The following is a 26,549-nucleotide window of genomic DNA, read 5'->3' as shown; positions in this document are numbered from 1 at the left end:
GCTTAGCACAACACTCAATATCTAGAGGCCTTACTGAAGTCCTGTAAAATTGACAGGTATAGGGTTTTAATTAGATAATGAATAGAATTTTAGTTATGGAAGATAGAATTTGAGCATCACCAACTCAAATTCTGTACAAACTTGGACATATGGTTAATTTGACTTAATTTTTTTATTTAATTATCAATCATTGGTGGCGAAAAATATGGTAATTTTTCCTCAGAAATTAAGTCTCAAAACAATCTTAATCTTAAATTCCTTTTTCAGGTTAAAAATTTCTCAACTTCTAAATATCTGAAAAAAAAACCATAATTTGTTACTATTAGGGATCGGATGAAATATACTTAAAGATTCAGGAGGTTTAATTATGGCTCGTCATTGCGACCTAACCGGAAAACAGGCCAATAATGCGTTTGCGGTTTCTCACTCTCACCGTCGGACGAAAAAGTTACAAAACGCCAACTTACAATGGAAACGAGTCTGGTGGTCTGAAGGAAATCGTTGGGTTAGACTACGTCTTTCCACAAAAGCCATTAAAACTTTAGAAAAGAAAGGAATTCAGGCTATGGCCCAAGAAATTGGTCTCAACTTACACAAAAGATAGGGATATTCTCCCTTACTTTAGGGGTGTTTCGGCACACCCCACCCTCTAGCCCTAGAAAACGGTTAACGGCTAATTTATATTTCTTAACTACTCTTAGTAGTTAGTCATGATGTAGTAATCTTTAATAAAGCTTTCCTTTTGTCAATCGTCTAGGGAACGATAGATGTCATGCAAGATCCGATGGCAACAATTCAATGTTCTAACAGTGAGTGCCAAGCTTCTAATTCCCCAGAGAATCAATTTTGTGATCAATGTGGAACTCCTGTCCTCAAGCGTTATTTGTGGGCATTAGGAGATTGGGTTAACTCATATGAAGTAGGACAATTAATAGGCGATCGCTATTTATTTAAACAGGATAAAATTTTCCTAGATACTAAACCCGGACTAACACCCCAATTATTCGATGAAGTCCCCCATCATTTACGAACTTACTTAAAATTATTTACCCATCGTTTGCACCTACCCCAAGTTTATAGCTATTTTCCGAGTCCCGATGAAGATAAAACCGATATTAATGTCTGTTTACTAGAATATGGCACAATTCCGATTAATGAGTCTGGGGAGTTACTTTATCCCAATTTTCTGCCTCAATTAAGCGAAGTTTGGGCAGAAGCGACCCCACTACGACAACTTAACTGGTTATGGCAAATAGCCCAATTATGGCAACCCCTAGAAGGACATGAGATGGTATCTAGTTTGCTTGATCCGTCTTTACTCAGGGTTAATGGGGCCACTCTTCAATTATTGGAACTCCACAAAGACGAACATCATTATCACAGTGTTAAAGAATTAGGAAAACTTTGGTTATCTTGGGTGGATACAGCTTCTCCTTTAATTCAAGAATTTTTACGACACCTATGCGAATATTTACAAAAGGGAAAAATTCGCCATCCTGAATACTTATTAACTTATCTTGAAGCCGCTATCGTTCAGTGTGGTCAATGGTACGAACAAAGATATCAAATAATTACGGCCACGGATGCAGGGCCAACCCGCGATCATAATGAAGATACCTGTTATCCCCCTAGTGGAGAATTGAGAGAAACCGATAAAACCGCTTTACCCTTTGTTATTGTTTGTGATGGGGTAGGGGGACAAGATGGGGGAGAAATTGCCTCTGGGTTAGCTATTGATAGTTTAGCTGAAGAAATCCCTCAGCGATGCTCATCAACACAAAATTGGCAGTTTCAGGAGTGGTGTCAGGTATTAGGGGATGTGGTTTGTTTGGTTAATGATCGTATTAGTCAGCGTAATGATGACGAACAACGACAAGATCGACAGCGCATGGGAACTACCCTAGTGATGGTCTTGGCCCATGGCCATGAGATATATTTAGCAAACGTGGGAGATTCTCGTATTTATTGCATCACCCCTACTAGTTGTCATCAAGTCACTATTGATGATGATCTTGCTTCTAGAGAGGTACGTTTAGGCTATTTATTTTATCGGGATGCGATTCAATATCCTAATGCGGGGGCTTTAGTTCAAGCTTTGGGGATGGGCAATGGTTCATCCCTTCATCCCAATGTACAACAGTTAATTGTGGATGAAGATTGTGTATTTTTGCTCTGTTCTGATGGTTTAAGCGATTATGATCGAGTGGATGAGTATTGGCAAAGTACTATAGTTCCTTTATTAAAAGGGGAAACCGATATAGGGACGGTTGCTAAGCAATTAATTGATATTGGCAACAAAAAAAACGGACATGATAATGTAACGGTGGGATTGATTTATTCTCAAGTCCAATGTCTTATTAATAGTGAAACTACCCCCCTATCTATGACAGACATTGAAACAGCTTTGAATGGTTTTAACTTATCACCAGAACGAATAAATGATATATCTCAGGATACTCTGTCGGATTTACTCCCGACAACCCCCATAAATCTGGCTGAAACTGCTAATTTTCCGAGGAAAAAGCTGTTAATCTTCTTGTTGAGTGGGATAGCATTAGCAGGGATAACTTATTTAGTTTGGCAATTTAGACATTCCCCACAAGAGAATAACCCCCCTCCCTCATCATCAATGATCCCAGGATTTTTGTTCTCATCTACCTATGGTAAATGTAGGTTGGGTTGAGGAACGAAACCCAACAACCTAAGTTCGGAGTTCGTCATGGATAGTTTTTTCAATGAAAGAATAAGCTTTGTATAATAAAGGTTAGAGATCGTGTAAACATTTGCCAACTCAACAAAATTTAGCGACAAATATCAGCAATCGCTTTTCCATCAGCATTAGGCAATTCTACTTCCAATAAAGAAGCAAGGGTGGGAGCAAAGTCAAGAATAGAGGTAGGCTGTTCTACCTGCATCGGTTTGATCGACTCACCCAGAGCAAGAAAAAGACCACCTGCTTTGTGATCGCCAGTGCGACTATCCCAGTAGATCTTTTCAACTTTTCCTATTTTGGGAGAATAAACGGCGGTGATTGGTGCATTGCGATTCCACTCCACGAGAAGATCACGATGACCATTGGGCTGTTCTCCTTGATAAAGATCCTTTGACCGGAAAATCTGTAGAATAACAGGTTCTCCAGTATTAGCGTTAACGATATCAGATAAGTCTTGAATCATCCCTTGGCAAAGATTAAATCTTTATCCGCTCCATCAAGACCAATAAAAATAACTTTGTTCTTAGTCATCGATTTCAACTCCTAAAGCTCGTAATTGTACGGCAAAACGCTCTGCTCGTTGTTTTTCCTGCTCTGCTCGTTGTCTTTCTTGCTCTGCTCGTTGTCTTTCTTGCTCTGCTCGTTGTCTTTCTTGCTCTGCTCTTTCTTCTCCAGTCAGCAAAAGATTTCCTTGCTCATCCCACCAACGTAACCAAGGTAGCTCCACATTTTTATACCTTCCTGGCCAAATTCCTAATTCTACTCCTAATGGTGCTATGGGATAGTGTCCCCGCTCATTTGCCGACATCAGTTCATATTTCCCTGCTGTTAAGTAATACATCTCAACCATAGCTTTCTTCACTTCATAAATTCCATAAAAAGGGACGCGAATTGCTGTTTCATATACCCAAAACTTACCCCTATAAGGAGTTTTATCTCTTTCCTCTTTGCCATCTCCTGAAACAAATTCTAAGACAATTAAAGGCGCAATTAATTCTTGCCACATTACATAAGAACGGCGCATTTGCCCATCTATGGTTGGCGGCACATCTGGGACATAAAACCAGTCTGGAGCTTCCGCTCCTTTTTCTGGAGGCTCAGTTATCCTCCAATATATCCCACTATCCTGACCGAGACAAAATTGCCCATCAGGATGAATTTGCTGTAGTCTAGACCAAATAGATTCAGTTAATAAAATACTTTGAGGATGTTCTTGAAAATTTTTCACGAAAGTACCATCTGACTCTGGTAATTGCGTATGGTCAGGAAGAGTTTGACTAGGAATATTGATGATTTCGGAAATAGCAGCCATCGTTTAGCCTCTCCTAAACTCATTGTATATATTTCTCTATAATACTAGATTAGACTAAGAAACGTTATAATTATGTTTTCATCTGAAAAGTCAAAAAAGTCCAATGGCTAAGGATCGCTGTTTCCTACGCTTAGTAGTTGAGAGAACTCAAATTAATTTACTGGTTTATGATGAAAAACAGGAGGTAATTGTTCAATGGAAATAGAACAATATCGTCGAATTATTCAAGACTTAATTTTAGCGCGGTTACAACAGCAATGTTCCCCAGAAGAAGTCGAAACACAAGCTGTTTTAGATACCGAAGGCGACCACTACCTCCTACTACATACGGGTTGGCGTGGTAATAGTCGGACTCATGGATGTAGCATTCATCTAGATATCAAAGACGGCAAAATCTGGATACAGCATGATGGTACTGAAGTCGGCATTGCTACACTGCTATTAGAACAAGGTGTACCTAAAGAAGATATCGTGTTGGCGTTTCACTCCCCTTATATGCGACAATTTACTGAGTTCGCTACCCATTAAGTTTGTGTTCCGATACTTGGACAGCTATTAAAAATCTGGTCAACTGTCAATTGGAACTCCTGGAAAGTAGGCGAGATGAGGTGATCACTCCCACGAAATTGCTGCATTTCATATTCCCCATTCACTAAGGAGCAAACGGTAAAAGTTGGTTGTTTGGGTGAGCCAATGTAGCGCCGACCACCGAAGCCAAGATAATCCGCAATCCAGTATTCCTGAATGCCAAACCCTTCGTAGTCTGCTAATTTAACGAGATAATCATCTCGCCAATTGGTTGAAACCACTTCTACCACCAGTTTAATCGACTGGCTTAAAGTGATGATCGATTCTCGTTCCCAACGTGGCTCATCGGCAATGGCAGTTTCATCCAAAACAATGATATCTGGTTCATAACCCGTATCATTAGCAATTTTGACCACACATTCTTTAGGAATAAAATAGGGTTGGTTTGTTTGTCGGATAACAGTACCTAGCGCGAACGCCAGATCCCCTGCTAATCTGGAATGCTTGCCTCTCGGTTTCGGCATTTGCAGAATTACCCCTCGTCTCAATTCATAGTGGTTCTCTGAGTTTTCTGGATACCAATCAATAAACTCATCAAATGAGACCAGTTTTTTATCAATGACCGCAATCATCAAGATCACTTCTCCTACTAACGCAAGTTGCTAATTGTAACTAGCAACTTACGTTACTAGAATACTAAATATCAGTAGATAGTTAATCAATAATTATTGATTTGAGATCGACTTCACCATTCAGACTTAGATCCAATTCAAAAAACTTTCTGTTCTTGATAATTTTTTCATCTGTCCAGTCCCACCAATTAATTTCAAGAAGTTGCTGAATGATTTCTTCACTAAATCTTTTTTTGATGATTTTTGCAGGACTGCCTGCTGCTATCGAATACGGAGGTATATCTTTTGTAACTATTGAACCAGCCCCTAAAACCACTCCATCACCAATTTTTACACCTCCAAGAATTATAACATTATCAGCAATCCAGCAATTGTTACCTATAATAACCTTTCCCTTAAATGAAGATAGATTGGGAAATTTGTATCGGTTTTGAAACTTATCATTCATATTTACAAATCCAGTATAGTGATTCCTTGGTCTAATTCGCAGATTATGTCCTATTGCACAGAACTTTCCAATAGAGCAAGGAGCTTCTATTGAACTAGCTATAAAAGCAGGTCCATTAATATTAGTTCCCCGCTCAATTGTCGTAAAATTGCCAATATTTGATAAGGGATGAATATAATTATCATTTTTATAATACTCTGGATACTTTAGTCGCATACCTAGTTTTAAAGCTGTATTATTAAGCTTAGATAAGCTCATTCTAAGAAACAAGCCCAGTTTTATTCCAAATATAAGAACCATTTTGTCTCAACTCTTAAAAATGTAATAGAAAAAAATTATAACTTTTTTGTTTACTTTAACCCATAAACAGTTTAAATTCACCAAAACTTAGGTATTTAAATAGAGAATTAATCTTTTCAAGTCTGATACGATCTGCAATAACTGCCCATAGAGAATAATATCCTGATTGCGTATAATGTTTTCGTAAATAGTCTTGTTCCAAGAACTTCTGATCATAAAACTCTGGAGGTTGTTGGGAAATAGGTTAACTTTTGAAGCTTCTCCTAACTATCTCTACTATGAGTTTGTGCCTGAGCGAATCAAAAAAGATTTGGGCATTTTGAAAATGATTGCTATCTTGAGAGAACCTGTTTCTCGTGCTTATTCAGGCTGGCAGATGTTTCATAGTTTCGAGAATATTGATAACGCTCATTTGAAGCCTTTTTTTGATAAAAGAAATTTTTCTGAAGCAGTAGAAGAAGAATTTCAATCTGATTTTGACTATAATAAATATCCTTTTCGTTATGATTATGTCGGCCGAGGTAGATATGTCGAACAGCTAGAAAATTATTGTCACCATTTTGGCAAAGAAAATCTGTTAGTCTTGAATTTTACGGACATTCATAAAAATATACCCTTAATTCTTGATCAGGTTTGCAAATTTTTAAATCTTAATCCTTTTCCAGAAGAAATTATTCAGAAAATTCAAACTGAGAAGTATAATAGTGGGAAGTATAAATCGGACAAAACTCCCGAAGATGAACAAACAATAGAAAACTTGAAGTCGTATTTCGCTCCTTATAATGAAAAACTTTATGATTTTCTAGGAAATCGCTATAACTGGTAAGCTCCAATCACATTTAAACCATAAGGAAACAAAAGTATGAAACAACTTATTAAAAAGCTTATCTATCCTGTTTATTCCATTACCCACTCACAACCCGACTTCTTGATTATAGGCACTCAAAGATCTGGTGTGACATCCCTCTATCAATATCTCAAACAACATTCTCAAATTTTAGTGACCAACCCATTGAAAGAAACTTATTATTTTGATGTTCCTGAAAATATAAATAAAGGGTTCGGTTGGTACTTGAGTCATTTTCCTAATAAAATCCAAAAAGGTAATAAACTCACCTTTGAAGCTTCACCAAGCTATCTATACTATCCTCAGATTCCTCAATTAATTAAGCAATATTTAGGCAATATAAAGATGATAGCACTCTTGAGAAATCCTAGTGAGCGTGCTTATTCAGCTTGGCAAATGTTTCATAGTTATAGTAGAAACTCCTACGCTCACCTCAGAACAAAAGCTGATACAAGGACATTCTCTCAAGCGATAGAGGAAGAACTTAATCCCGATTCTAATAGTGCTAAATATTCCTATGATTATCTTAAAAGAGGTCAGTACTTTAATCAACTAGAAAATTACTACAATCATTTTGATCGAGAAAAGATTCTTATTCTCAGTTTCGATCAGTTGCGAGAAGATTTAAGTTCACTCCTCAATAATCTCTGTAATTTTTTAGAAATTGAATCCTTTTCTTTAGAACAAATCACTAAGTTACAACAAGAAAAATATGCGGTAACATCATATGAAAAAAATCCAAATGATGAAGAAGTAATAGCAAAACTACAAAATTATTTTGCGGGTTATAATGAAAAACTATATGAAGTTTTAGGACAAGATTTTAAGTGGTGAGAACCTTATGGCTGCTAAATAAAACTGGTTCTACGGGACAAACTATGCTAAACTAATAATTAATAAAAGGCTAAAGCCTTATCCTATAGAAACAAAGTCCACCTTCGTGGACTAAATTATAGGTTTGGAACGCTGCATCTTGCCTATTTTGTAGGGGTCAACGGCCGTTGACCCCTATTATGAACGAGTTAAAGTCCTTTATTTGTAATAATAAAGCATAACTTGTCCGGTAGAACCCTTTAATTAGGACCACCTACTTACCTTATCAAAACCCTCAAGCTGTGTTGGGTTTCACTATCGTTCAACCCAACCTACGAAAATTGCTGATCAAAAACAGCGCGGGGTTTCTTGGCGGCAAAGCTAAAATTTAAGTACCTGATATCCCCAAGCTGAAAAGTCTAGATAAAGACCAGGGGTCACTAAATTATCCCCATCAACCTCATAAGAAGTACCACCCATGATGTCCTGAAGTTTAAACCGTTGACCAGCTAAGTTTGACCAAGGAAGGGGAATATAACATTGACTCTGGTTTCCGGCATAATTCACTACAACGATCACCCGTTCTCCCTCGTTTCCTTGCCAAGCAAAGGCAATAAAACAATCCCAAGTCCAATTATCCCCCCAAGCTGGTTTACACTCTAATAATTGCCATTTTCCCTCCCGAACCGCATTTAAGCGCAACCCTTCAAGCAGTTGACCGTAAAATTTCTCTAAACCAGTATCAGTGGGTTGTTGAGGCCCTCGTCCCAAGTGAACCGATATCTTTTTCGTCCATCCTTGTAACTGCCCTTGATGAAAAAAGCGCAACCCTGGACAGAAAAAGCTTAAAATTGCGGCTGCTTGGTGAACATCAGGGGCAAAAGTAGCCGCAGCGCGGGGTTCATCATGATTTTCTAAAAAACGGGCAGATTTACTCTGATAATCGAGATCAGCCCAAAAATGTTCCCGAACCGGACGAGCAATCTGATGTTCAAGACGATCATACAATTTTTTATCGTAGGTATAATCAAATCCTTGTTGTTGCAATGTCCATTCCATATCCCAATAAACCTCGGCCATAAAGACAAAATCGGGATGTTGTTGTCTTATTTGGGGGATAGCTTTGGGCCAAAACGGTTCGGTGGGAATACCCCAAGTTCTTTCAAAAATTTCGGGTAAGACTAACATGGCCATGTCACAGCGTAAACCATCACACCATTGGGCTATCGTTAATAATTCATTGATTAAGGCTGTTTGTAACTCTAAATTACCATAATTAAGTTGTAGAGTGTCAGGCCAACCATCAAAATAAGGATCACGACCATAAGCGAGAATTCTTGAACCTTCGGCAGAGTCTATCTTAATATAATTTTGGGGTTGTTGTGCCAGTAAGGTTTCGTTCCCAGAGATATAATAATCAGGGTGAGATTTAGTCCAATGATGATCGGGGGCAGTATGGTTAGGGACAAAATCTAACATCAATTTCAGGCCCCGTTGATGAAGGCGATCGCGTAGACGAATTAATGAGTCGGATTCGCCTAAACTGGTATTTAAAGTGTAACTGGTAATAGCAAATCCTGATCCACTGATGTCTTCTTCTTTTAGGTCGGGTAATAGTTCTCTATATTCAGCCAACCATTGTGGGTTAGTACGGGAAACTTGACGTGCCACTTCTCCAGTTTGCCAGACACTGAGGAAATAAACCCAATTAAACCCTAAATTAGCGAGTTTATCTAGTTCTGTATCTGGGATGTCATCGAGGGTAGCATGACGACCAAGTTGATGAGAAAGTTGATTAAGCCAAACACGAGTATTGATCTGATATAGGGAAGGAGCAAGATTCTGAGACATTGTGGTTAGTTTTGTTAAATGCCATTAGACTATCAATATAATTTTCATTCTTGTGAAAATTATACCAATTCTTCAAAATTCCACTACAGATGCGGATGGTTTAGGGGTCAACTGCAGTTGACCCCTACAAAGATGTTTCGCTTACATTTAAGCAATTAATCTGTATTATTCATGAAGAAAAAAATAAAATTCAAAAAATTAGAAATTAGCATCAATTGTGCAATTAATTTTGCTTCGGTACTTAATATTTTTGTATAAGTTATGTTTATTTTAAAGAAACTTTGGTAAACCATTCCCTAATCCCATTAGCTAATATTTGGGCTAATTTTTCTTGTTCTTGAGGATTTGTTACCCATTCAAATTCAGTGGGATTAATCATAAATCCTAATTCTAATAAAATTGCTGGAGTTGTGTGGGGACGGGTTAAAGCTAAATTATTCCAAAACACTCCATAAGAAGGACGATTAGCTTTTTCTACTAAATAATTATGCAAAAATTTTGAGATATTTTCAGCTTGTGGATGATACCAAAATACACCAATTCCTTTTGTATTCATAGCATCACCCTCATCGGGTAAAGCATTATAATGAATGGAAATTGCTATGGTGGGTTTGAGTTTATTAATTAACTCTACTCTTTGGTTTAATGATACTTCTTGATCGGTTTCTCTTGTCATATAAACTGTTGCTCCCATTTTTAATAATTCTTGTTTTAATAACTGAGAAACTCTTAAATTTACATTTTTTTCTGGATAACCAGTTGGCCCGATAGCACCTGTTTCTTTACCTCCATGTCCAGGATCTAATAATATGCTTAAATCTTGCAAAGATTGAGAATTATTAGAGTTTAATTTGGGAGGATGTCGTAGGGTAAAAATTAAGTTAGTTCCTTCATAGTTTAACTCATAACCCCATTGTTGATCAGAGTTTAATTCTAATGTATATTCAATGGCATTAGGATTAATTTGTTGCCAACTAAAATGTTTAATATATGGCCCATAGTCAAGCTTGATAGTATCAGTTTCTGCCGTTGTATTATGTAAAGTTAATATTAGTCTATTACTTTCCTGTTTGACACTCATAGGAACGGGAATATCTAAGGGAAAGATAATTTTTGTGGCTTCATTTAGTGATTGAAATTTAATCCCTCTAATTAAAGCATGAGGAGGTTTTGTAATAGGTAATAATTTTGTCTCATTTTTATTCACCCAGGCCCCATAATCTAATCGTAACCATTCTCCTTCTTTTCCCGTAACAGTAGCTAATGTCCCTTTAGGTAAGGGAGTTAAACGAGAATGCTCTGAACTTGGGCCGGTACGAATTATGGCTGAATTAGAAATTTCAATAATTTCTAATTCATTACGTTCAATAATTTCAACCGTTCCTTGTGCTGTTTGGGTAATAGTTTTATTATTTAAAGTTAACTGAAATATAGGATAATTAAATTGACCAGAATTTAAGAATTTTGTGCATCCTTGATATTCAATAAGTGGAGTAACTATAGGAGAAATTTGATCTGTTAAAATAGCAGAATTAGCGGGTAATTTAATTATTTGATAACCGGGTAATAAAGCAATATTTTGATCAGCAATTTTAACGGAAACTTTAGCATCAGGAGCCGCGATCGCACTAAAACAAACTAGCTCATTAGTCAAGCGTGTAATGTTTTGATTAGGAAGTAAAGAATTATCAGCAAAAGCCACTTCTTGAGGAATTTGGAAACTTGAAGAAACACGATTTACGGTTACATTAATTGTCTCATTATTATAGCGTAAATTAAATTTATTCTCTCCCAATTTTAAAGGAAAACTTGGGGCAAAATGTCCTGCTTTACTTCGTTCAATTCTTTGTTCATTAATAATTACTTCTCCTTGAGGAGAAGCCGTTCCAATTAAGAAAATTTTATCAGAGTTTGTTTGATGATTATTAGGTGGATAAACTAAAGACAATGAGGGTTTAACTTGAGCCAGAGAAACTCCCATAAAACTGGTTTCTACCATAATTAAACTAGAAAGAGTCAATCCTAATATTGCTTTCATTTTGAATACATAATAAAAAGTAAGTAAGCAACCCATCAATACCAAGGCTATTTCATTCTTTAAAATGCCCTAACCCTAAAGGGTTGGGCTAAACAAGTAAAGCCCGCCTTCGCGGGCTAAATAAAGAATTATTAATATTTGAGCCTGCGCAGGCAGGCTTCGTTTGTATAGCTCCAGGCTTTAGCCTGAGAGCATTTCCCAAGAATGAAATAGCCCTGTATCAATATTTTTTTGTTGCCAATAATCATTTTTTGTTCTTCAATAAAACTAATTAATTCAGGAGTTAGTTCAGAATAAAATTTTGCCATATTTGAATAAGATAAAACTCGTCTACTCTCATCAGAAATCAACTCAGATACGTCATAATAGAGACGTAAATATTTTAATGGCTCAGTTTATGACCCCGGAAAAATCATCCTTAATCAAAAATATAACCCATTTTACTCCTAATGTTAACGACTATCACCCTGTTATTATTCGCCTAGAAGAAATTAGTAAAGTTTATGGCCAAGGAGACACAGTTGTCCATGCCTTGAATAACATTAACCTAACTATTGAGAAAAGTGAATACTGTGCTATCATGGGAGCATCAGGGTCAGGAAAATCTACACTGATGAATATGATTGGCTGTTTAGATAGTCCCACATCCGGTAGGTATTATTTAGATAAAATCGATGTTTCAGGACTCTCAGAAACCGAATTAGCCACAGTTCGCAATCAAAAAATTGGCTTTGTTTTCCAACAATTTCATCTCTTACCCCAGATGACAGCCCTAGAAAATGTCATCTTGCCTATGGTATACGCCGGAATTTCTCCATCAGAACGCCGCGATCGCGCCACAGAAGCCCTAGAAAGAGTAGGATTGGGTCATCGTATCAATAATAAGCCTAATCAACTGTCTGGAGGGCAACAACAACGGGTAGCAGTAGCCCGTGCCATTGTCAATCAACCCGTGTTACTCCTAGCAGACGAACCAACTGGAGCATTAGATTCTCAAACTACCCAAGAAATTTTAGATCTCTTTACAGAACTTAATCAGAGTGGCATGACGGTTGTGGTTGTCACCCATGAAGCCGAAGTTGCCCGTAATTCTGGGCGAATCATCTGGTTTCGGGACGGACAAGTCATCTACTCTCACTTAAGCCCTGATGAACTTCATTCAGTCATTTAAGCGGCATATTGTCAAGAAAGAGAAAATAGGTGATAATATTAAGTTAAGATATTTGTAGTTTTGTATACAAACTTTAAAAAAATCCTATTTTCCCCTATTGAATTACGAGGTATCAGTTCAACTTGTGAATAGGCAAAAACAAGATCCATCTGACTCCAGTTCTGACTTTCAACAACTCAAACGTTATAACCCGACCGCGATCGCTAATTACTATAGCCTTCGTCCTTGGGAGGTCATCTGGCGTGCTATAAACATTATCTGGTCTTTTGGTTGGTTTCTCATTCATTTGCAATGGGATCAATGGTTTAACCCTGACCAAAATAATAAGCAAAAATGCGCCACTGAATTACGGCAAATTTTAACTCGTTTAGGTCCTACTTTTATTAAAGTTGGTCAAGCACTTTCTACTCGTCCCGACTTAATTCGTCCTGATTTTTTAGGAGAATTAATCAAACTTCAAGATCAATTACCTCCCTTCAATAATGATACAGCTTTTAGCATTATTGAACAATCTTTAAACTGTTCAATTGATGAAGCTTATCGAGAAATTTCTCCCCATCCTGTTGCGGCAGCCAGTTTAGGACAAGTTTATCGGGCTTTATTACATACAGGAGAAGAAGTCGCAGTTAAAGTGCAACGGCCTAATTTACGTCCAACTTTAACCCGTGATCTCTTTTTAATGAGGTGGGCAGCTTGTCAATTTGGTAAATTATTACCTTTAAATTTAGGTCATGATCTAACTCTTATTGTCGATGAATTTGGAGTTAAACTCTTTGAAGAAATTGACTATATTAACGAGGGACGAAATGCTGAAAAATTCGCCGCTAATTTTCGAGATGATAAGGAGGTAAAAGTTCCTGAAATTTATTGGCAATATAGCAGTAATTTTGTCTTGACTTTAGAATGGATTAACGGTTATAAACTAACCGATACAGACAAAATAAAAGCGGCTGGAATTGATCCTTATACTATCGTCAAAATTGGTGTAACATCAGGCTTAAAACAACTCTTAGAATATGGTTTTTTTCATGCTGATCCCCATCCAGGAAATTTATTTGCGACCTTAGATGGTCGCATGGCTTATATTGATTTTGGCATGATGGATCAGTTAGAAGAAGATACAAAAGAAACCATTGCGAGTTCAGTCGTTCAACTGATTAATCAAGACTACAATGCATTAACTGATGACTTTGTTAAGTTGGGTTTTTTAACTCCTGACATTGATATTAGTCCCATTATTCCAGCTTTAGAAAAAGTCTTAGGTAATGCCATTGGTCAAAGTGTGGGAACCTTTAACTTTAAAACTATCACCGATGATTTTTCGGAATTAATGTATGAATATCCTTTCCGAGTTCCTGCTAAATTCGCCTTAATTATTCGGTCATTAATCACTCAAGAAGGGTTAGCATTAAGTCTTGATCCTGACTTCAAAATTGTTGAAGTAGCTTATCCTTATGTTGCCAGAAGACTGTTAACTGGGGAATCTCCTCAATTACGAAAACGGTTATTAGAAGTCTTATTTAAAGACGGAAAATTCCAATGGCAGCGATTAGAAAATATGATTGCGATCGCCCGTTCGGATCAACAATTTGATCTACTACCAACTGCCCAATTAGGGTTACAATATCTACTTTCAGATGAAGGCAGATATTTACGTCGTCAATTATTATTAGCCTTGACAGAAGATGATCGCTTACATACAGAGGAAGTGCAACGAATTTGGGCTTTAATTAGTGATGAATTTAAACCTCAACAATTAATTAATGTTGCTATTAATGCCTTTCGGGAATTTTCTACTGCGGGAGTGGCAGCGATTATTCCCAATACAGTCAAGATGAGTTAAATTAAGCATGGTCTATTTTGTTGTAAAATTTCTCCCTTAATCAACATTTATGTACTATTTGCCTGAACCTCCCTATTTTTTGATTATTGCTGGTTTATTCATCGGAATTACTTGTGGTTCAGCCTTTGAAGCAAGCCTTAAATTTAAGGTCAGAGAACTACTTAAAAAACCTGTAGATGAGATGTTAAAAGGTTCGGGTTTACAGATACCTTTCTTGGGAATTTGTGTTGGAATCTGTGTCTTTTTGTCTGCTGGATTAGAAGTTTTTCTCTTTGATCGTTGGCTGTCTTATGCTATTTCTTTACCCATGACTATTTTTATTGCGGCTTTAGTCTGGACTCAATTGGAAAATGTCTTAAAACAGTTGAAATTTGGCGGTTCAAAAGCTATTGATTTAGATGCTTTTTAACCCATTAAAAAGGTGGGCAATGCCCACCCTACAGGTTGTGTTCGTTTAATTATGTACAACCACTTAGGGGTCAACCACAAGCAAGATGCGGCGTTCCACACCTATAATTTAGTCCGCGCTCGTCGGACTTCGTTTGTATAGCAGAAGGCTTTAGCCTTTTATTCATTATTAATTTAGCATAGCATCATGTAATAGTAATAGGGCGGGTTTATTCAACTTTTTTGTGAGCATTATAACTCCTGTAAAAAACCCGCCCCTACAAAAACCCGCCCCTACAAAAATCCGCCCCTACAAATTTTATGACATCAACCTGGTGGCCAGTTCATTTGACGATCTCCAAGAATATGTAAATGCAAATGGTCAACAGTTTGTCCTCCATCATTGCCATTATTAATGACGACTCGATAACCATTTTTTAATCCTACTTGTTCAGCTACCTTTTTAACTGTAAGTAATAAATAGCCTAATAAATTTTCATCTTCTTTAGTCGCTGTATCTAATTGAGTGATTTCTTTTTTAGGAATTACTAGAATATGAGTAGGTGCTTGAGGATTTATGTCTCTAAAAGCTAATACTAAATCATCTTCATAGACAATATTAGCTGGAATTTCTCGATTGATAATCTTTGTAAAAATTGTATTACTCATTACTTCAACTAGCTAGTTAAAAATATTATTCTGATCACCTATTATATAATAAAAATTCTTGATATAGCTTTTCTTATTTAGATAAGGTACAGATTCTAACCAATTTAAGTATTTAAGCACAATTAATTGCACAGCTAGGGCGGATTCTGATATAGTCCTAGGTGCGTTACATTTCAGTAACACACCCGGCAAAATCAGCTAAATTTATATATACTGACTTCATGAGAATTTATGAGTTTATTTGGAATAATGATCGCATTGAACACATTGCTCGTCATAATATAACATCCGATGAAGTTGAAGATGTTTGTTTTGGTATTTCTTTGGTATTAAAAGCTAAATCTCAAGGAGAAAATCCCGTCTATTATGTATTAGGACAAACTAACACGGGGAGATATTTATTTTGTGTGGTGATTCAATTTCCTGATGGTAAAGGTTATCCTGTTACAGCGCGTCCAATGACCGATAATGAAAGAAAACGCTATCAAAAATGGAGAAAATCATGAACTATAGCAAAATTCCCTCAACTGACTCGATTAAAGAACTTGCACAATTTTGGGATACTCATGATCTAATAGATTTTGAAGATCAGTTAGAAGAGGTGAAAGATCAGGTTTTTGAACGAGAAACCTTAATTTCTCTTCGTTTGGAACTACATGAAGTAGAAACTATCAAAAAAATAGCTAAATCTCAAGGGGTTGATTATCATAATCTAATTCGAGAATGGGTTTTAGAAAAAGTTTCTCAGTTTTAGTAAATGATTTAACCTTCCTCTTCAGCAAGCGGCGCAATAGCTATAATAGTAAAATACAATTAGGCTAACAAAAACTATGGTCAAAGATGCCTCTATTATTAGTATTTCACCGGAAATAATGAGTTGTATTCCTGTGTTTTTAGGTACTAAAGTTCCTATACAAACTCTTTTAGATTATCTTAAAGGAGGAGAATCAATTGATTATTTTTTAGGAGGATTTCCTACCGTAACAAGAGAACAGGTTATGATTTTGTTAGAAGAAAATTGATACAAATGGGATTAACCGCAGAACAAATTGCTCAAGCTCTTGATTTAGAGTTACAATTAGTTTTAGATTATTTGAAATAATTTTTAGGCTATGTCAACTCAACAAAAACACCCCCTAACCTTACAACTTGATGCTGAAGCTGTAGCAATGTTTCTTGGTATCTCTGATACTGATAAAGAAAAACTAGAAATTTTAGTTAGTAGCTTATTCAAAGAATACAAACAATCCAACCATGAAACCTTGAAAAAAACAATGGATGAAATTAGTCAAAATGCACAAGAGAGGGGATTAACCCCAGAAATTCTAGAGGATATTTTAGCAGAAGAAGAGTAATTATGGTGCGTTTTGTCCTCGATACTAACGTAATTGTTAGTTCTTTACTCTTTTCACAATCAATTCCCAGACAGGCAGTTAATAAAGCTTTAGATACAGGCAAAATTTTGATTTCTCAAGAGATTATTAGAGAATTAACTAAAGTCTTGAATCGTAAAAAACTTAATAAATACTTGCTACAAGAGGAGAGAATGAAATTTTTGGCCGACTTTTTAAAGGATGCTGAAACTGTTACAATTACTCAAAATTTTGATGTCTGTCGAGACAAGAAAGATAATAAATTTATAGATTTAGCCGTTTGTGGCAAGGCTCAATATATTATTACAGGTGATCAAGATTTACTTACTTTAAATCCCTTTAGTGAAATTTATATTATTAATTCTAGACAGTTTTTAAATCAATAGTTATTGCTCAAGCTCTTGATTTAGAGTTACAATTAGTTGTAGATTATTTGAAATGATTTTAAGGATAAAATTTATATAGAAAATCAGGCGAAAAGTCTCAATGTCATCAACTTTATACGATAATGATTATAACCAATGGATTCAAACAACTGTTCAACAATTACGAGAAGGAAATTTTAATGAAATAGACTGGGATAATTTGATTGAAGAAATAGAGAGTATGGGAAAAAATGATAAACGCGCTTTATTAAGTCTTTTAACCCGTCTCTTAGAACATTTGCTAAAATTAGCTTATTGGGAATTTGAAAAAGACAGATCAGGAAATCAAGTAAAGTTGCTTCATCTCTTAGCATAGATTATTTGTGCTGTTCCTAAAATTTCTTGTTTGCGTAACCAGTTATCACTTTGTTCAATAGATTGTTTCATAACTAAATCTACTTTACAATGAAAAATAGTTTCTAATTGATCTTCCATTCTGACAAAATCTAATAAACTCCATTGTGCTTTAGGAAAAAAAGTGACTAAAATATCAATATCACTATTATCATGGAAATCTTCTCTTAAAATAGAACCAAAGAGGGAAAGTTCCGTGATTTGCCACTGTTGACAAAATTTAGTTATTTTAGTAGTTGATATTTCTATTGGTAAGGTTTTCATTTTAGTAGTTCTCCTTGTGGAGTCATGGAAAATAATTTACCCCTACAAAATTTAAGGTTCAATCAGATATTGTTCATCTCTCTGCCATTGTTCAATTAATTGTTTTTGCTTTTTGGGGGCATTAATTAATTTGGGTATCAGAACAGCAGCAGAAGACCCTAATGCTAAGATAGCATAAATTTACGACACTACCGGGTAGTGTAGTGTCATCTCCAATTGTAAAACCGGAGACATATATTTTGAATGATAGACCAGGATCATTTGTTTCTGAATCTGATTTATATAATATGATAAGGAGAAATAAGAAAGATGGTTAACCCTTTAGAAATAAAGTTTGAATCCTTTAAACTTACAGACGAACAATTCTATCAACTCTGTCAAGATAATCGTGATTTAAGATTTGAAAGAAACAGCAATGGAGATATGGTAATTATGCCACCAACAGGAGGAGAAACTAGCAATCGAAATAGTGAAATAACCTATCAACTTCAAGCATGGAATCGTCAGAATAAATTGGGTGTTACTTTCGATTCTTCAGGCGGTTTTACGTTACCAAACGGTGCAGATAGATCCCCTGATGCGTCTTGGATACTCTTAGAAAAATGGAATAATTTAACATCCCAACAGCGTCAAAAATTCTTACCTTTATGTCCTGATTTTGTCATTGAATTACGTTCTCCTAGTGATAACTTAAAATCCTTACAAGATAAAATGAAAGAGTATCTAGAAAATGGCACAAGATTAGGATGGTTAATTAATCGAAAAACTCAACAAGTGGAAATTTATAGACAAAGAAAAGAAGTGGAAATATTAGATAATCCTCAGACATTATCAGGGGAGGATATCTTACCTAACTTTGTCTTAGATTTAGAATTAATTTGGTAATATTCCATTGTATAAATCACCTAAATCTGTATTGGTTTTACGTCTGTTTCTAGAGAATTTTTTAACTGATATTTAGTCACTTCTAGATCATATTTAATTTGCAAATTTAACCAAAATCTTTCTGATAATCCAAAATATTTAGATAAACGCAAAGCCATTTCAGCATTGATCGAACGTTTAGCTTCAATAATTTCATTAATTAAAGTAATAGAAACATTAATATCTTCAGCTAATTTTGATGGGCTAATTTCCATCGGGTTTAAAAATTCTTCTAATAAAATTTCTCCAGGATGGACAGGCAATAATTGAAAAGATTCCATAATTGACTCCTAATTATAATCAACAATTTCAACATCAAAAGCATCTCCTTGATGCTATTTAAAACATAATCGCCGATTGTTAATACGATCATTAAGCTAGAAACCTTAAACAAACCTTAAAAAATTAGAACCAAATGTAATAACTTTCCGAAAATTCAGCTATCATCGGATATCTATAGGATAAATTGTCTTAACAAGGAAATTAGATCATTAACTCTCAGGTTCGATAGCATGAGAAGTAAGGGTTAAGACAGACCTTTTGTCTCAAACCTAAGTACACAGAGATTTTCACTTCTTAATTGGAGTATGGGCGGGTTGATCTAACATATTTGTAAGAATTCAGAGAATTTCGGCAAAAACCCGCCCCTACAACTTCTGATTTCTGTAAATGATGGTTTGGGATACCGACCAAACCAGCTTTAGCCACCCCGTAACCCCTAACATTTGACTTGCTATGGATGAGCGCAGCATAATGAACATGACCCCTGATACCAACACCACCAACCAACCCCAAAGAACCTATATGGGGCCACCCTCCCTAGTAGAAGAAAGAGACGCTTGTGGGGTCGGGTTTATTGCTGATGTCAAAGGAAAAGGCAGCCATAAACTCATACAACAGACTTTAACTGCGTTAAGCTGTATGGAGCATCGGGGCGGTTGTAGCGCAGATAATGATTCAGGAGATGGATCAGGTATCATGACGGCTATTCCCCGCGAATTATTAGCCCCCTGGTTCGCAGAAAAAGGCATCACTATGCCCCCTGTGGAACAATTAGGGGTAGGTATGGTCTTTTTACCTCAAGATAGCAGCAAACGGGCAGCAGAACGGGCCCACGTTGAGGAAGTGGTTAAAGCTGTCAAGTTAACTGTGTTAGGATGGCGGGAAGTCCCTGTTAAAGCGGAAGTTTTGGGGATGCAAGCAAGAGGAAACCGACCTCATATTGAACAGGTCATGGTGACTTCTGCTAATGGGTTGTCAGGAGATGCTTTAGATCGGGTTTTGTATATTGCGCGATCGCGGATCGGAAAACGTTTGGCTGATGATTTTTATATTTGTTCCTTTAGTTGTCGTACCTTAGTCTATAAAGGGATGGTACGCAGTGAGGTATTAGGGGAATTTTATCAAGATTTAAAGAATCCTGCCTTTATTAGTCAGTTTGCGGTGTATCATCGCCGTTTTAGTACCAATACCATGCCTAAATGGCCTTTGGCCCAACCGATGCGTTTATTGGGTCATAATGGGGAAATTAACACCCTCATCGGTAATATTAACTCTATGGCGGCACGAGAAGGTAATTTAAGTTTACCAGGGTGGACAACAGAAGAACTTGAAGCTTTAACCCCTATTGTTAATACTGCTAATAGTGACTCCTACAACTTAGATAGTGCGATGGAGTTATTAGTAAGAACTGGTCGTCGTCCCATTGAAGCGGCCATGATTTTAGTGCCGGAAGCTTATCAAAATCAACCAGATCTCAAACAATATCCCGAAATTGTCGACTTTTATCAGTATTATAGTGGATTCCAAGAACCTTGGGACGGGCCAGCCTTATTAGTGTTTAGTGATGGTAAGATGGTCGGTGCCTGTTTAGATCGTAATGGGTTACGACCGGCAAGGTATTGTATTACCAAAGATAATTATGTTGTGGTAGGTTCGGAAGCAGGAGTTGTAGACCTACCTGAGTCTGAAATTATCGAAAAAGGAAGATTAGGTCCAGGACAAACTATTTCTGTTGACTTAACCACTCAAGAAGTATTCAAAAATTGGGACATTAAAAAACTTGTGGCCCAAGCACAACCTTATGGGGAATGGTTAGCAACCTACCGTCAAGAAATTACTCCTCAACCTTTTTCTGACACTCTATTATTAAGCGAAACTAATCAATTATTACAGCAACAAACCGCCTTTGGTTATACGGCCGAAGATGTAGAAATGATTGTGGTTCCTATGGCCAGTCAAGGGAAAGAACCAACTTTCTGCATGGGAGATGATATACCATTAGCCGTTCTCTCGAATAAACCTCATCTACTTTACGACTACTTTAAACAACGGTTTGCCCAAGTTACTAACCCTCCTATTGATCCCTTACGAGAAAGTTTAGTCATGTCCTTGACTATGCTATTAGGAGAAAGAGGCAACCTTTTAGATCCCAAAGCTGCTGATGCTAAACTGTTAAAGATAGACACCCCTGTTCTGAATGAAACAGAATTAAACTTGATCAAAGCTTCTGATTTCCAGGCGACAGGATTATCTACTTTATTTGAGATTATATCAGGGCCAGGAGGTCTAAAAACAGCTTTAGATCGTCTATGTACCGAAGCAACAGAAGCGGTTAAAAATGGGGCAAAAATCCTGATTTTAAGCGATCGCGTTGTCGGTCCGAACGGCCAGGGAAATATTGATGAGACAACCAGTTATATTCCCCCCTTATTAGCAGTCGGGACAGTTCATCATCACCTCATTAAAGAAGGGTTACGGTTACAAACTTCTTTGATAGTTGATACGGCCCAATGTTGGAGTACCCATCATTTTGCTTGTTTAGTCGGTTATGGGGCCTCGGCAATATGTCCCTATCTCACCTTAGAAACCATCCGTCAATGGTGGAATGATGAGAGGACCCAAAAATTGATGGCCAATGGCAAACTAGGAAAAGTTACCCTAGACAAAGCTTTAAATAACTATCGTCACTCAGTAGAAGAAGGACTGTTAAAAATTCTCTCTAAAATGGGAATTTCTTTGTTAGCTTCTTATCATGGGGCCCAAATTTTTGAAGCCATTGGACTAGGTATGGACTTAGTAGAAACAGCTTTTGATGGGACTACCAGTCGTGTCGGAGGGTTAAGTATTGAAGAACTGGCCGAAGAAGTTATCGCCGTTCATAGTCAAGCTTTCCCCAGTTTAACTGACAAGAAACTTAAAAACTTTGGCTTTATTAACTATCGTCCAGGGGGAGAATATCACATGAACTCCCCAGAAATGGCCAAATCTCTCCATAAAGCGGTAGAAGCGTATAAAGCAGGGGAAAACGGGGCCAATAAAGAGGCCTATGATCATTATGAAATGTATCAAAAATACCTCGAAGAACGTCCCATTACTGCCTTACGAGACTTATTAGAATTTAATGGCGATCGCCCTTCTATTCCCGTTGCAGATGTGGAACCAGTAGAAACTATTGTGAAACGTTTCTGTACAGGGGGAATGTCATTAGGGGCCTTATCACGGGAGGCCCACGAAACTTTGGCGATCGCCATGAACCGTTTAGGGGGTAAGTCAAACTCAGGAGAAGGAGGAGAAGACCCCACCCGCTTTATTACCTTGTCAGATGTAGACGAAAACGGCAACTCTGTTACTTTCCCCCATCTTAAAGGACTGCGTAACGGAGACACGGTTAGTTCTGCTATCAAACAAATAGCATCAGGCCGGTTTGGGGTAACACCCGAATACTTGATGAATGGTAAACAATTAGAAATTAAAATGGCCCAGGGGGCCAAACCAGGAGAAGGAGGCCAGTTACCAGGGCCAAAAGTCAGCCCCTATATTGCCATGTTACGCAAGTCTAAACCGGGTGTAACTTTAATTTCTCCCCCTCCTCACCATGACATCTATTCCATCGAAGACTTGGCCCAGTTAATCTTTGATTTACATCAAATTAACCCAAAAGCTAAAGTTTCCGTTAAATTAGTGGCAGAAATAGGCATCGGAACCATTGCGGCCGGAGTAGCTAAAGCTAACGCTGATATTATCCAGATTTCTGGTCATGATGGCGGTACAGGTGCATCTCCTCTAAGTTCCATTAAACACGCGGGTTGTCCTTGGGAACTAGGAGTGACAGAAGTACATCGGATGCTGATCGAAAACCGACTCCGTGGCCGGGTTATTTTACGGGCCGATGGAGGGTTAAAAACCGGATGGGATGTAATGATGGCAGCATTAATGGGGGCCGAAGAATATGGGTTCGGTTCCATTGCCATGATCGCCGAAGGTTGTATCATGGCCCGTATTTGTCATACGAATAACTGTCCTGTTGGGGTTGCGACTCAACAAGAAAAGTTACGTCAACGGTTTACAGGTATTCCCGATCATGTGGTCAACTTCTTCTATTTTGTCGCCGAAGAAGTACGCTCAATTTTAGCGAAATTAGGCTATTATTCCTTAGATGAGGTCATTGGACGGTCTGACCTGTTGAAAATGCGTCAGACGAGCAAATTAACCAAGACTCAGGCGTTAAATTTAGACTGTCTCCTCAACCTTCCTGATGTCAAAACAGACCGTGACTGGTTAAACCATGAGGAAGTTCACAGCAATGGGCCTGTCTTAGACGATGAATTATTGGCTGATACGGCTATTAGTTCTGCGATCGCCAGTCATGGAACTGTTAGCAAAGACGTTAAAATCGTCAATACCGACCGGACGATCGGGGCCCGTATTGCGGGAACTTTAGCCAAAAAATACGGTAATACGGGATTTTCAGGTGAAATTACCTTTAACTTTACAGGGGCCGCTGGTCAAAGTTTTGCCGCGTTTAACCTGCCTGGTATGATTATGCACCTAGAAGGGGAAGCCAATGATTATGTAGGTAAAGGAATGCACGGCGGCGAAATAGTGATAGTTCCTTACAAAAAAGCGACCTTTGAGGCAGCAGATAACGTAATTGTCGGGAATACCTGCCTTTATGGGGCAACAGGCGGCGTTTTATATGCCAATGGTCGGGCCGGTGAACGGTTTGGGGTGCGTAACTCTATGGCCCAAGCGGTGATAGAAGGGGCCGGCGATCACTGTTGTGAATATATGACGGGTGGTGTGATCGTGGTTCTCGGTTCCGTTGGCCGCAATGTGGGGGCAGGAATGACGGGAGGTTTAGCTTATTTCTTAGATGAAGATAACAGCTTCCCCGAAAAAGTTAACACTGAAATTGTGGAAATTCAGCGAATTTGTACAGAAGCTGGAGAAGCACAATTAAAAGGATTAATTGCTACTCATGTTACTCGTACAGGCAGTAAAAAAGGACAATTAATATTGGATAATTGGGGTGATTATGTTGGTAAATTCTGGCAAGCAGTCCCCCCATCAGAAGCAAAAAGTCCTGAAACAAATCCTAATCCCGTCATGGTAGCGGAGAAAACCTTAACTCCTGCCAAATAATCGTAGGGTGGGCAATGCCCACCTTTTTTGTTATTATAAAAAAATCAGTAAGATGCCAACAGCCTTACAATCATCAAAATGTATTATTCTCTGTCAAATACTCTCTAATTGTTACCGACCGATTCAATTACTTCGGTATGATAGTAAAAGAAAAGAGATATTTGTTATAGCTGGAGAACAAGGGACAATTGAAATAACTATTTTTGAAGGAGGAAACTGGAGATATGATGTCACCACAACCTAATTTTAAAACTATGAGTCTTCAGGAACTAAGAAGTTATGTTTTAACTCATAGAGACGATGAGAAAGCTTGGCAAGAATTCGCTAACCGTCGTCGTCCAAATGCTATCTATTTTGAGGTAGATATGTCTTTATTAGAACAGGAAACTAAACTTAATGAACTCCTTGAGAAAAAACTCAATGACTAACTTAGTAAAATACTAATTTATGAATTTCTTCTCTTCTATGCTACACAAGGATAACTATGTGTAATTAATTTATCCCCTTACCCAACTATCAATTACAACTCATATTTACTAATAAAGAGAAAAAAATTTATGATTGTTCACCACTTCTGGACTTTGGCATCTTTCAAGAACTTAGAAATAAACATTATTTTAATCAAGTAAAAATTCTAGACGGTACAGTAACTTGGCCAAACGAACAAGATATATGTCCTGATACTCTATATCTTGACTCTATTTCTCAAACCTAGTGCGATCGCCGATCTTGTATGTTGGGTTGACGACTCCAAAACCCAACACAACAATCATGATTAGGATAGAAGCCTGAGCTTGTAGGGCAGGCAAATTGATATCATTAATAATAAGATAAAATAACAATAGAGTTTTGCCCGCGCTACAGGGTTTTACAATTATTGTTTAAATCAGGTCTAAAATTGAGCTAATCTATCTATGAAAGCCTACGAACTAACCGCTAATGTGACTGCCGATGGCAAGATTGAATTGCCGGATTTTCGTCTCTCTCCTACCTCATCACAACCGTCAAGGGTTAAAGTCATTATTTTAGTTTCTGAACCCGAAGAAAATAGTGAGGAATTAGTTAATGTAGATGAGGATTTTTCAGAAGAAAGCTTTAAGAAATCGTGGCAACAGGCAATAGCAGGTGAAACTGTACCCCTATCTCAATTATGGGAGGAGACAGACATTGCCTGAACCGACACCAATTGAAATTAAAGCTACTCGTGAATTTAAACGTAAGGTACAATTATTATCTAAAAAATATCCTCACCTTCAAACTGATTTACAGCCAATTTTAGAAAAGCTAAGATTAGGAGAAACTTTAGGAGATCGTCTCTCTGGTATTAAATATATTGCTTATAAGGTTCGGATTAAAAATACTGATATCCAAAAGGGTAAAAGTGGTGGGTATCGTCTGATTTATTGGCTGAAAATAACTGATGGTATTGTGTTGTTGGATATTTATACAAAATCTGAGCAAGATGATATTAGTATAGTCAAAATTAAGCAGATTATCACTAATTTTGAGTCAGAGAAGTTCCTCTGACCCAACATCCCACAGCGATCGCTAATCTCGTCAGTGCGATCGCTGATCTTGTAGGGTGCGAAGCATGATTCTGTTTTATAATGAATATATTCTAAATGATTAATAAGATTACCAGTAAATGATACAAAGCTATACGGCTAAATACATTAAAATTGATGCGGGTTATATGGGTCAACTCATTGAGTGGCCAGAAGTTGTCACCGAAGGTAAAGATCTAGAAGAATGTAGACAGATGTTGCGAGATGCTACCCAGGAAATGGTTTTAGCCTATCAACAGCAGTATAAAGAAATTCCACTGGGCAACAGCCTGATAGAACAAATGCCCGTTGAGGTTAATTATGTCGGTCAAACGACGTGATCTAGTTCGCTACCTTGAAGAAAACAGTTTTTATCTTTTGAGAGAAGGTGGTAATCACTCAATTTATACTAATGAAACTAAAACGATTCCTGTAAAGAGACATAAAATTTTTGATAGAATTACAGCCAATGAAATCTGCAAACAGGCTGGTTTATTGCCGAAATTTTAGTGCGATCTCTAATGTTGTAGTGCGATCGCCGATCTTGTAGGGTGTGTTAATGAAATGTAACGCACCGTCTTGAAGAGAAATAAATTTCTATATAAGGATTTTGGTGGACAACTTGTCAAAATTAGGAGTCTGGCAACCCTTATTCTATATTGGGTAAAATAAATAAGCTATATGATTTT

The 26,549-nt window shown here is 37.2% G+C and carries 31 protein-coding genes and 1 pseudogene; 23 read left to right on the top strand and 9 right to left on the bottom strand.

The features are described 5' to 3' along the window. Positions 1-367: 367 nt before the first annotated feature. Positions 368-604 (top strand): 50S ribosomal protein L28, encoded by a 237-nt coding sequence (gene rpmB, locus AsFPU1_RS14180; protein WP_124975211.1) that lies wholly within the window; start codon positions 368-370, stop codon positions 602-604. Positions 605-772: 168 nt separating this feature from the next. Further along, positions 773-2,683, top strand: coding sequence for a protein phosphatase 2C domain-containing protein (locus AsFPU1_RS14175; RefSeq protein ID WP_124975213.1), 1,911 nt, complete (start codon positions 773-775; stop codon positions 2,681-2,683). A gap of 118 nt (positions 2,684-2,801) precedes the next feature. Here the strand turns inward: AsFPU1_RS14175 and AsFPU1_RS14170 are convergent, their stop codons facing one another. Together AsFPU1_RS14170 and AsFPU1_RS14165 are read right to left on the bottom strand one after the other, a co-directional pair. Further along, entirely contained in the window at positions 2,802-3,176 is a 375-nt protein-coding gene (locus AsFPU1_RS14170) for a hypothetical protein (RefSeq protein ID WP_124975215.1), read from the bottom strand. Between the two features lie 60 nt (positions 3,177-3,236). After that, entirely contained in the window at positions 3,237-4,025 is a 789-nt protein-coding gene (locus AsFPU1_RS14165; RefSeq protein WP_124975217.1) for a DUF874 family protein, read from the bottom strand. Positions 4,026-4,220: 195 nt separating this feature from the next. Between AsFPU1_RS14165 and AsFPU1_RS14160 the strand changes: the two genes are divergently transcribed. After that, positions 4,221-4,553: a XisI protein gene (locus tag AsFPU1_RS14160; protein WP_124975219.1), complete on the top strand. Its 333-nt coding sequence runs from the start codon at positions 4,221-4,223 to the stop codon at positions 4,551-4,553. Here the strand turns inward: AsFPU1_RS14160 and AsFPU1_RS14155 are convergent. Both AsFPU1_RS14155 and AsFPU1_RS14150 read right to left on the bottom strand, forming a co-directional pair. After that, positions 4,550-5,185 (bottom strand): Uma2 family endonuclease, encoded by a 636-nt coding sequence (locus AsFPU1_RS14155; protein ID WP_125061126.1) that lies wholly within the window; start codon positions 5,183-5,185, stop codon positions 4,550-4,552. The genes AsFPU1_RS14160 and AsFPU1_RS14155 overlap by 4 nt on opposite strands. An 82-nt stretch (positions 5,186-5,267) precedes the next feature. Further along, positions 5,268-5,933 (bottom strand): CatB-related O-acetyltransferase, encoded by a 666-nt coding sequence (locus AsFPU1_RS14150; protein WP_125061125.1) that lies wholly within the window; start codon positions 5,931-5,933, stop codon positions 5,268-5,270. A 232-nt stretch (positions 5,934-6,165) separates the two neighbouring features. Here AsFPU1_RS14150 and AsFPU1_RS14145 point away from each other — a divergent pair, with 232 nt between their 5' ends. Further along, positions 6,166-6,759, top strand: coding sequence for a sulfotransferase domain-containing protein (locus AsFPU1_RS14145; protein WP_227873590.1), 594 nt, complete (start codon positions 6,166-6,168; stop codon positions 6,757-6,759). A 36-nt stretch (positions 6,760-6,795) separates the two neighbouring features. After that, positions 6,796-7,614 (top strand): sulfotransferase domain-containing protein, encoded by an 819-nt coding sequence (locus AsFPU1_RS14140; RefSeq protein WP_124976529.1) that lies wholly within the window; start codon positions 6,796-6,798, stop codon positions 7,612-7,614. Between the two features lie 360 nt (positions 7,615-7,974). Here AsFPU1_RS14140 and AsFPU1_RS14135 read toward each other — a convergent pair whose 3' ends face one another. Next, on the bottom strand, positions 7,975-9,444 hold the full coding sequence (locus AsFPU1_RS14135; RefSeq protein ID WP_124976531.1) for an alpha-amylase family glycosyl hydrolase: 1,470 nt from the start codon (positions 9,442-9,444) through the stop codon (positions 7,975-7,977). Positions 9,445-9,709: 265 nt separating this feature from the next. Continuing rightward, entirely contained in the window at positions 9,710-11,518 is a 1,809-nt protein-coding gene (locus AsFPU1_RS14130) for an N-acetylmuramoyl-L-alanine amidase (protein ID WP_438357529.1), read from the bottom strand. 361 nt (positions 11,519-11,879) lie between these two features. Between AsFPU1_RS14130 and AsFPU1_RS14125 the strand changes: the two genes are divergently transcribed. From AsFPU1_RS14125 to AsFPU1_RS14115, 3 genes are all read left to right on the top strand, one after another. Continuing rightward, on the top strand, positions 11,880-12,653 hold the full coding sequence (locus AsFPU1_RS14125) for an ABC transporter ATP-binding protein (RefSeq protein ID WP_124976595.1): 774 nt from the start codon (positions 11,880-11,882) through the stop codon (positions 12,651-12,653). Between the two features lie 124 nt (positions 12,654-12,777). After that, a complete protein-coding gene (locus AsFPU1_RS14120; RefSeq protein ID WP_124976535.1) occupies positions 12,778-14,496 on the top strand; it encodes an ABC1 kinase family protein in 1,719 nt (572 codons plus the stop codon). Between the two features lie 49 nt (positions 14,497-14,545). Continuing rightward, positions 14,546-14,905: a hypothetical protein gene (locus tag AsFPU1_RS14115; protein ID WP_124976537.1), complete on the top strand. Its 360-nt coding sequence runs from the start codon at positions 14,546-14,548 to the stop codon at positions 14,903-14,905. Positions 14,906-15,210: 305 nt separating this feature from the next. Here the strand turns inward: AsFPU1_RS14115 and AsFPU1_RS14110 are convergent, their stop codons facing one another. Then, positions 15,211-15,552, bottom strand: coding sequence for a histidine triad nucleotide-binding protein (locus tag AsFPU1_RS14110; protein WP_124976539.1), 342 nt, complete (start codon positions 15,550-15,552; stop codon positions 15,211-15,213). A gap of 221 nt (positions 15,553-15,773) precedes the next feature. Between AsFPU1_RS14110 and AsFPU1_RS14105 the strand changes: the two genes are divergently transcribed. The 6 genes and pseudogenes from AsFPU1_RS14105 to AsFPU1_RS14080 form a co-directional block, all read left to right on the top strand. Beyond that, a complete protein-coding gene (locus tag AsFPU1_RS14105; protein WP_124976541.1) occupies positions 15,774-16,058 on the top strand; it encodes a BrnT family toxin in 285 nt (94 codons plus the stop codon). After that, positions 16,055-16,306 (top strand): CopG family antitoxin, encoded by a 252-nt coding sequence (locus AsFPU1_RS14100; protein WP_124976543.1) that lies wholly within the window; start codon positions 16,055-16,057, stop codon positions 16,304-16,306. The genes AsFPU1_RS14105 and AsFPU1_RS14100 overlap by 4 nt, the downstream gene beginning before the upstream one ends. 76 nt (positions 16,307-16,382) lie before the next feature. Beyond that, positions 16,383-16,574, top strand: a complete 192-nt coding sequence (locus tag AsFPU1_RS14095) for a DUF433 domain-containing protein (protein ID WP_124976545.1) — start codon at positions 16,383-16,385, stop codon at positions 16,572-16,574. Positions 16,575-16,664: 90 nt separating this feature from the next. Then, on the top strand, positions 16,665-16,907 hold the full coding sequence (locus AsFPU1_RS14090) for a hypothetical protein (RefSeq protein WP_124976547.1): 243 nt from the start codon (positions 16,665-16,667) through the stop codon (positions 16,905-16,907). A gap of 2 nt (positions 16,908-16,909) precedes the next feature. Next, a complete protein-coding gene (locus AsFPU1_RS14085) occupies positions 16,910-17,311 on the top strand; it encodes a putative toxin-antitoxin system toxin component, PIN family (RefSeq protein ID WP_124976549.1) in 402 nt (133 codons plus the stop codon). A gap of 100 nt (positions 17,312-17,411) precedes the next feature. Continuing rightward, positions 17,412-17,636 (top strand): annotated as a pseudogene (locus AsFPU1_RS14080) (DUF29 domain-containing protein); the annotation flags it as partial. A gap of 14 nt (positions 17,637-17,650) precedes the next feature. On the opposite strand, the gene AsFPU1_RS14075 reads toward AsFPU1_RS14080, so the two are convergent. Next, on the bottom strand, positions 17,651-17,968 hold the full coding sequence (locus AsFPU1_RS14075) for a nucleotidyltransferase family protein (protein WP_124976553.1): 318 nt from the start codon (positions 17,966-17,968) through the stop codon (positions 17,651-17,653). Between the two features lie 309 nt (positions 17,969-18,277). On the opposite strand from AsFPU1_RS14075, the gene AsFPU1_RS14070 reads away from it, so the two are divergent. Continuing rightward, on the top strand, positions 18,278-18,853 hold the full coding sequence (locus AsFPU1_RS14070; protein ID WP_124976555.1) for a Uma2 family endonuclease: 576 nt from the start codon (positions 18,278-18,280) through the stop codon (positions 18,851-18,853). A gap of 20 nt (positions 18,854-18,873) precedes the next feature. Here the strand turns inward: AsFPU1_RS14070 and AsFPU1_RS14065 are convergent, their stop codons facing one another. Next, a complete protein-coding gene (locus AsFPU1_RS14065) occupies positions 18,874-19,176 on the bottom strand; it encodes a HigA family addiction module antitoxin (RefSeq protein WP_438357531.1) in 303 nt (100 codons plus the stop codon). Between the two features lie 469 nt (positions 19,177-19,645). On the opposite strand from AsFPU1_RS14065, the gene gltB reads away from it, so the two are divergent. The 8 genes from gltB (at position 19,646) to AsFPU1_RS14025 (ending at position 26,370) form a co-directional block, all read left to right on the top strand. Next, positions 19,646-24,316 carry a glutamate synthase large subunit gene (gltB, locus tag AsFPU1_RS14060; RefSeq protein WP_124976559.1) on the top strand — a complete coding sequence of 1,557 codons (4,671 nt, stop codon included), beginning with the start codon at positions 19,646-19,648 and terminating at the stop codon, positions 24,314-24,316. Positions 24,317-24,368: 52 nt separating this feature from the next. Further along, positions 24,369-24,560: a DUF6888 family protein gene (locus tag AsFPU1_RS14055; RefSeq protein WP_124976561.1), complete on the top strand. Its 192-nt coding sequence runs from the start codon at positions 24,369-24,371 to the stop codon at positions 24,558-24,560. Next, positions 24,541-24,744 carry a DUF6887 family protein gene (locus AsFPU1_RS14050; protein ID WP_227873591.1) on the top strand — a complete coding sequence of 68 codons (204 nt, stop codon included), beginning with the start codon at positions 24,541-24,543 and terminating at the stop codon, positions 24,742-24,744. The genes AsFPU1_RS14055 and AsFPU1_RS14050 overlap by 20 nt, the downstream gene beginning before the upstream one ends. 71 nt (positions 24,745-24,815) lie before the next feature. Beyond that, positions 24,816-25,031 carry a DUF2442 domain-containing protein gene (locus AsFPU1_RS14045; protein ID WP_124976599.1) on the top strand — a complete coding sequence of 72 codons (216 nt, stop codon included), beginning with the start codon at positions 24,816-24,818 and terminating at the stop codon, positions 25,029-25,031. Positions 25,032-25,230: 199 nt separating this feature from the next. After that, positions 25,231-25,491 (top strand): hypothetical protein, encoded by a 261-nt coding sequence (locus AsFPU1_RS14040; protein ID WP_124976563.1) that lies wholly within the window; start codon positions 25,231-25,233, stop codon positions 25,489-25,491. Next, positions 25,484-25,843 (top strand): type II toxin-antitoxin system RelE/ParE family toxin, encoded by a 360-nt coding sequence (locus AsFPU1_RS14035; protein WP_124976565.1) that lies wholly within the window; start codon positions 25,484-25,486, stop codon positions 25,841-25,843. The genes AsFPU1_RS14040 and AsFPU1_RS14035 overlap by 8 nt, the downstream gene beginning before the upstream one ends. Before the next feature lie 118 nt (positions 25,844-25,961). Next, positions 25,962-26,201, top strand: a complete 240-nt coding sequence (locus tag AsFPU1_RS14030) for a type II toxin-antitoxin system HicB family antitoxin (RefSeq protein ID WP_124976567.1) — start codon at positions 25,962-25,964, stop codon at positions 26,199-26,201. Beyond that, on the top strand, positions 26,182-26,370 hold the full coding sequence (locus tag AsFPU1_RS14025) for a type II toxin-antitoxin system HicA family toxin (protein WP_124976569.1): 189 nt from the start codon (positions 26,182-26,184) through the stop codon (positions 26,368-26,370). The genes AsFPU1_RS14030 and AsFPU1_RS14025 overlap by 20 nt, the downstream gene beginning before the upstream one ends. Positions 26,371-26,549 lie beyond the last annotated feature (179 nt).

Source organism: Aphanothece sacrum FPU1 (assembly GCF_003864295.1).
Taxonomy (GTDB): domain Bacteria; phylum Cyanobacteriota; class Cyanobacteriia; order Cyanobacteriales; family Microcystaceae; genus Aphanothece_B; species Aphanothece_B sacrum.
Note: the sequence above shows the minus strand (reverse complement) of the source record. Positions and strands in the feature narration are given on the sequence as shown.

Bases quoted from the DNA above. Each gene is read 5' to 3' on its own strand.
- rpmB (WP_124975211.1), top strand. From the start codon at position 368: ATGGCTCGTCATTGCGACCTAACCGGAAAACAGGCCAATAATGCGTTT.
- AsFPU1_RS14175 (WP_124975213.1), top strand. From the start codon at position 773: ATGCAAGATCCGATGGCAACAATTCAATGTTCTAACAGTGAGTGCCAA.
- AsFPU1_RS14170 (WP_124975215.1), bottom strand. From the start codon at position 3,176: ATGATTCAAGACTTATCTGATATCGTTAACGCTAATACTGGAGAACCT.
- AsFPU1_RS14165 (WP_124975217.1), bottom strand. From the start codon at position 4,025: ATGGCTGCTATTTCCGAAATCATCAATATTCCTAGTCAAACTCTTCCT.
- AsFPU1_RS14160 (WP_124975219.1), top strand. From the start codon at position 4,221: ATGGAAATAGAACAATATCGTCGAATTATTCAAGACTTAATTTTAGCG.
- AsFPU1_RS14155 (WP_125061126.1), bottom strand. From the start codon at position 5,185: ATGATTGCGGTCATTGATAAAAAACTGGTCTCATTTGATGAGTTTATT.
- AsFPU1_RS14150 (WP_125061125.1), bottom strand. From the start codon at position 5,933: ATGGTTCTTATATTTGGAATAAAACTGGGCTTGTTTCTTAGAATGAGC.
- AsFPU1_RS14140 (WP_124976529.1), top strand. From the start codon at position 6,796: ATGAAACAACTTATTAAAAAGCTTATCTATCCTGTTTATTCCATTACC.
- AsFPU1_RS14135 (WP_124976531.1), bottom strand. From the start codon at position 9,444: ATGTCTCAGAATCTTGCTCCTTCCCTATATCAGATCAATACTCGTGTT.
- AsFPU1_RS14130 (WP_438357529.1), bottom strand. From the start codon at position 11,518: ATGGGTTGCTTACTTACTTTTTATTATGTATTCAAAATGAAAGCAATA.
- AsFPU1_RS14125 (WP_124976595.1), top strand. From the start codon at position 11,880: ATGACCCCGGAAAAATCATCCTTAATCAAAAATATAACCCATTTTACT.
- AsFPU1_RS14115 (WP_124976537.1), top strand. From the start codon at position 14,546: ATGTACTATTTGCCTGAACCTCCCTATTTTTTGATTATTGCTGGTTTA.
- AsFPU1_RS14110 (WP_124976539.1), bottom strand. From the start codon at position 15,552: ATGAGTAATACAATTTTTACAAAGATTATCAATCGAGAAATTCCAGCT.
- AsFPU1_RS14105 (WP_124976541.1), top strand. From the start codon at position 15,774: ATGAGAATTTATGAGTTTATTTGGAATAATGATCGCATTGAACACATT.
- AsFPU1_RS14100 (WP_124976543.1), top strand. From the start codon at position 16,055: ATGAACTATAGCAAAATTCCCTCAACTGACTCGATTAAAGAACTTGCA.
- AsFPU1_RS14095 (WP_124976545.1), top strand. From the start codon at position 16,383: ATGGTCAAAGATGCCTCTATTATTAGTATTTCACCGGAAATAATGAGT.
- AsFPU1_RS14090 (WP_124976547.1), top strand. From the start codon at position 16,665: ATGTCAACTCAACAAAAACACCCCCTAACCTTACAACTTGATGCTGAA.
- AsFPU1_RS14085 (WP_124976549.1), top strand. From the start codon at position 16,910: ATGGTGCGTTTTGTCCTCGATACTAACGTAATTGTTAGTTCTTTACTC.
- AsFPU1_RS14075 (WP_124976553.1), bottom strand. From the start codon at position 17,968: ATGAAAACCTTACCAATAGAAATATCAACTACTAAAATAACTAAATTT.
- AsFPU1_RS14070 (WP_124976555.1), top strand. From the start codon at position 18,278: ATGGTTAACCCTTTAGAAATAAAGTTTGAATCCTTTAAACTTACAGAC.
- gltB (WP_124976559.1), top strand. From the start codon at position 19,646: ATGAACATGACCCCTGATACCAACACCACCAACCAACCCCAAAGAACC.
- AsFPU1_RS14055 (WP_124976561.1), top strand. From the start codon at position 24,369: ATGCCAACAGCCTTACAATCATCAAAATGTATTATTCTCTGTCAAATA.
- AsFPU1_RS14050 (WP_227873591.1), top strand. From the start codon at position 24,541: ATGATGTCACCACAACCTAATTTTAAAACTATGAGTCTTCAGGAACTA.
- AsFPU1_RS14040 (WP_124976563.1), top strand. From the start codon at position 25,231: ATGAAAGCCTACGAACTAACCGCTAATGTGACTGCCGATGGCAAGATT.
- AsFPU1_RS14030 (WP_124976567.1), top strand. From the start codon at position 25,962: ATGATACAAAGCTATACGGCTAAATACATTAAAATTGATGCGGGTTAT.
- AsFPU1_RS14025 (WP_124976569.1), top strand. From the start codon at position 26,182: ATGTCGGTCAAACGACGTGATCTAGTTCGCTACCTTGAAGAAAACAGT.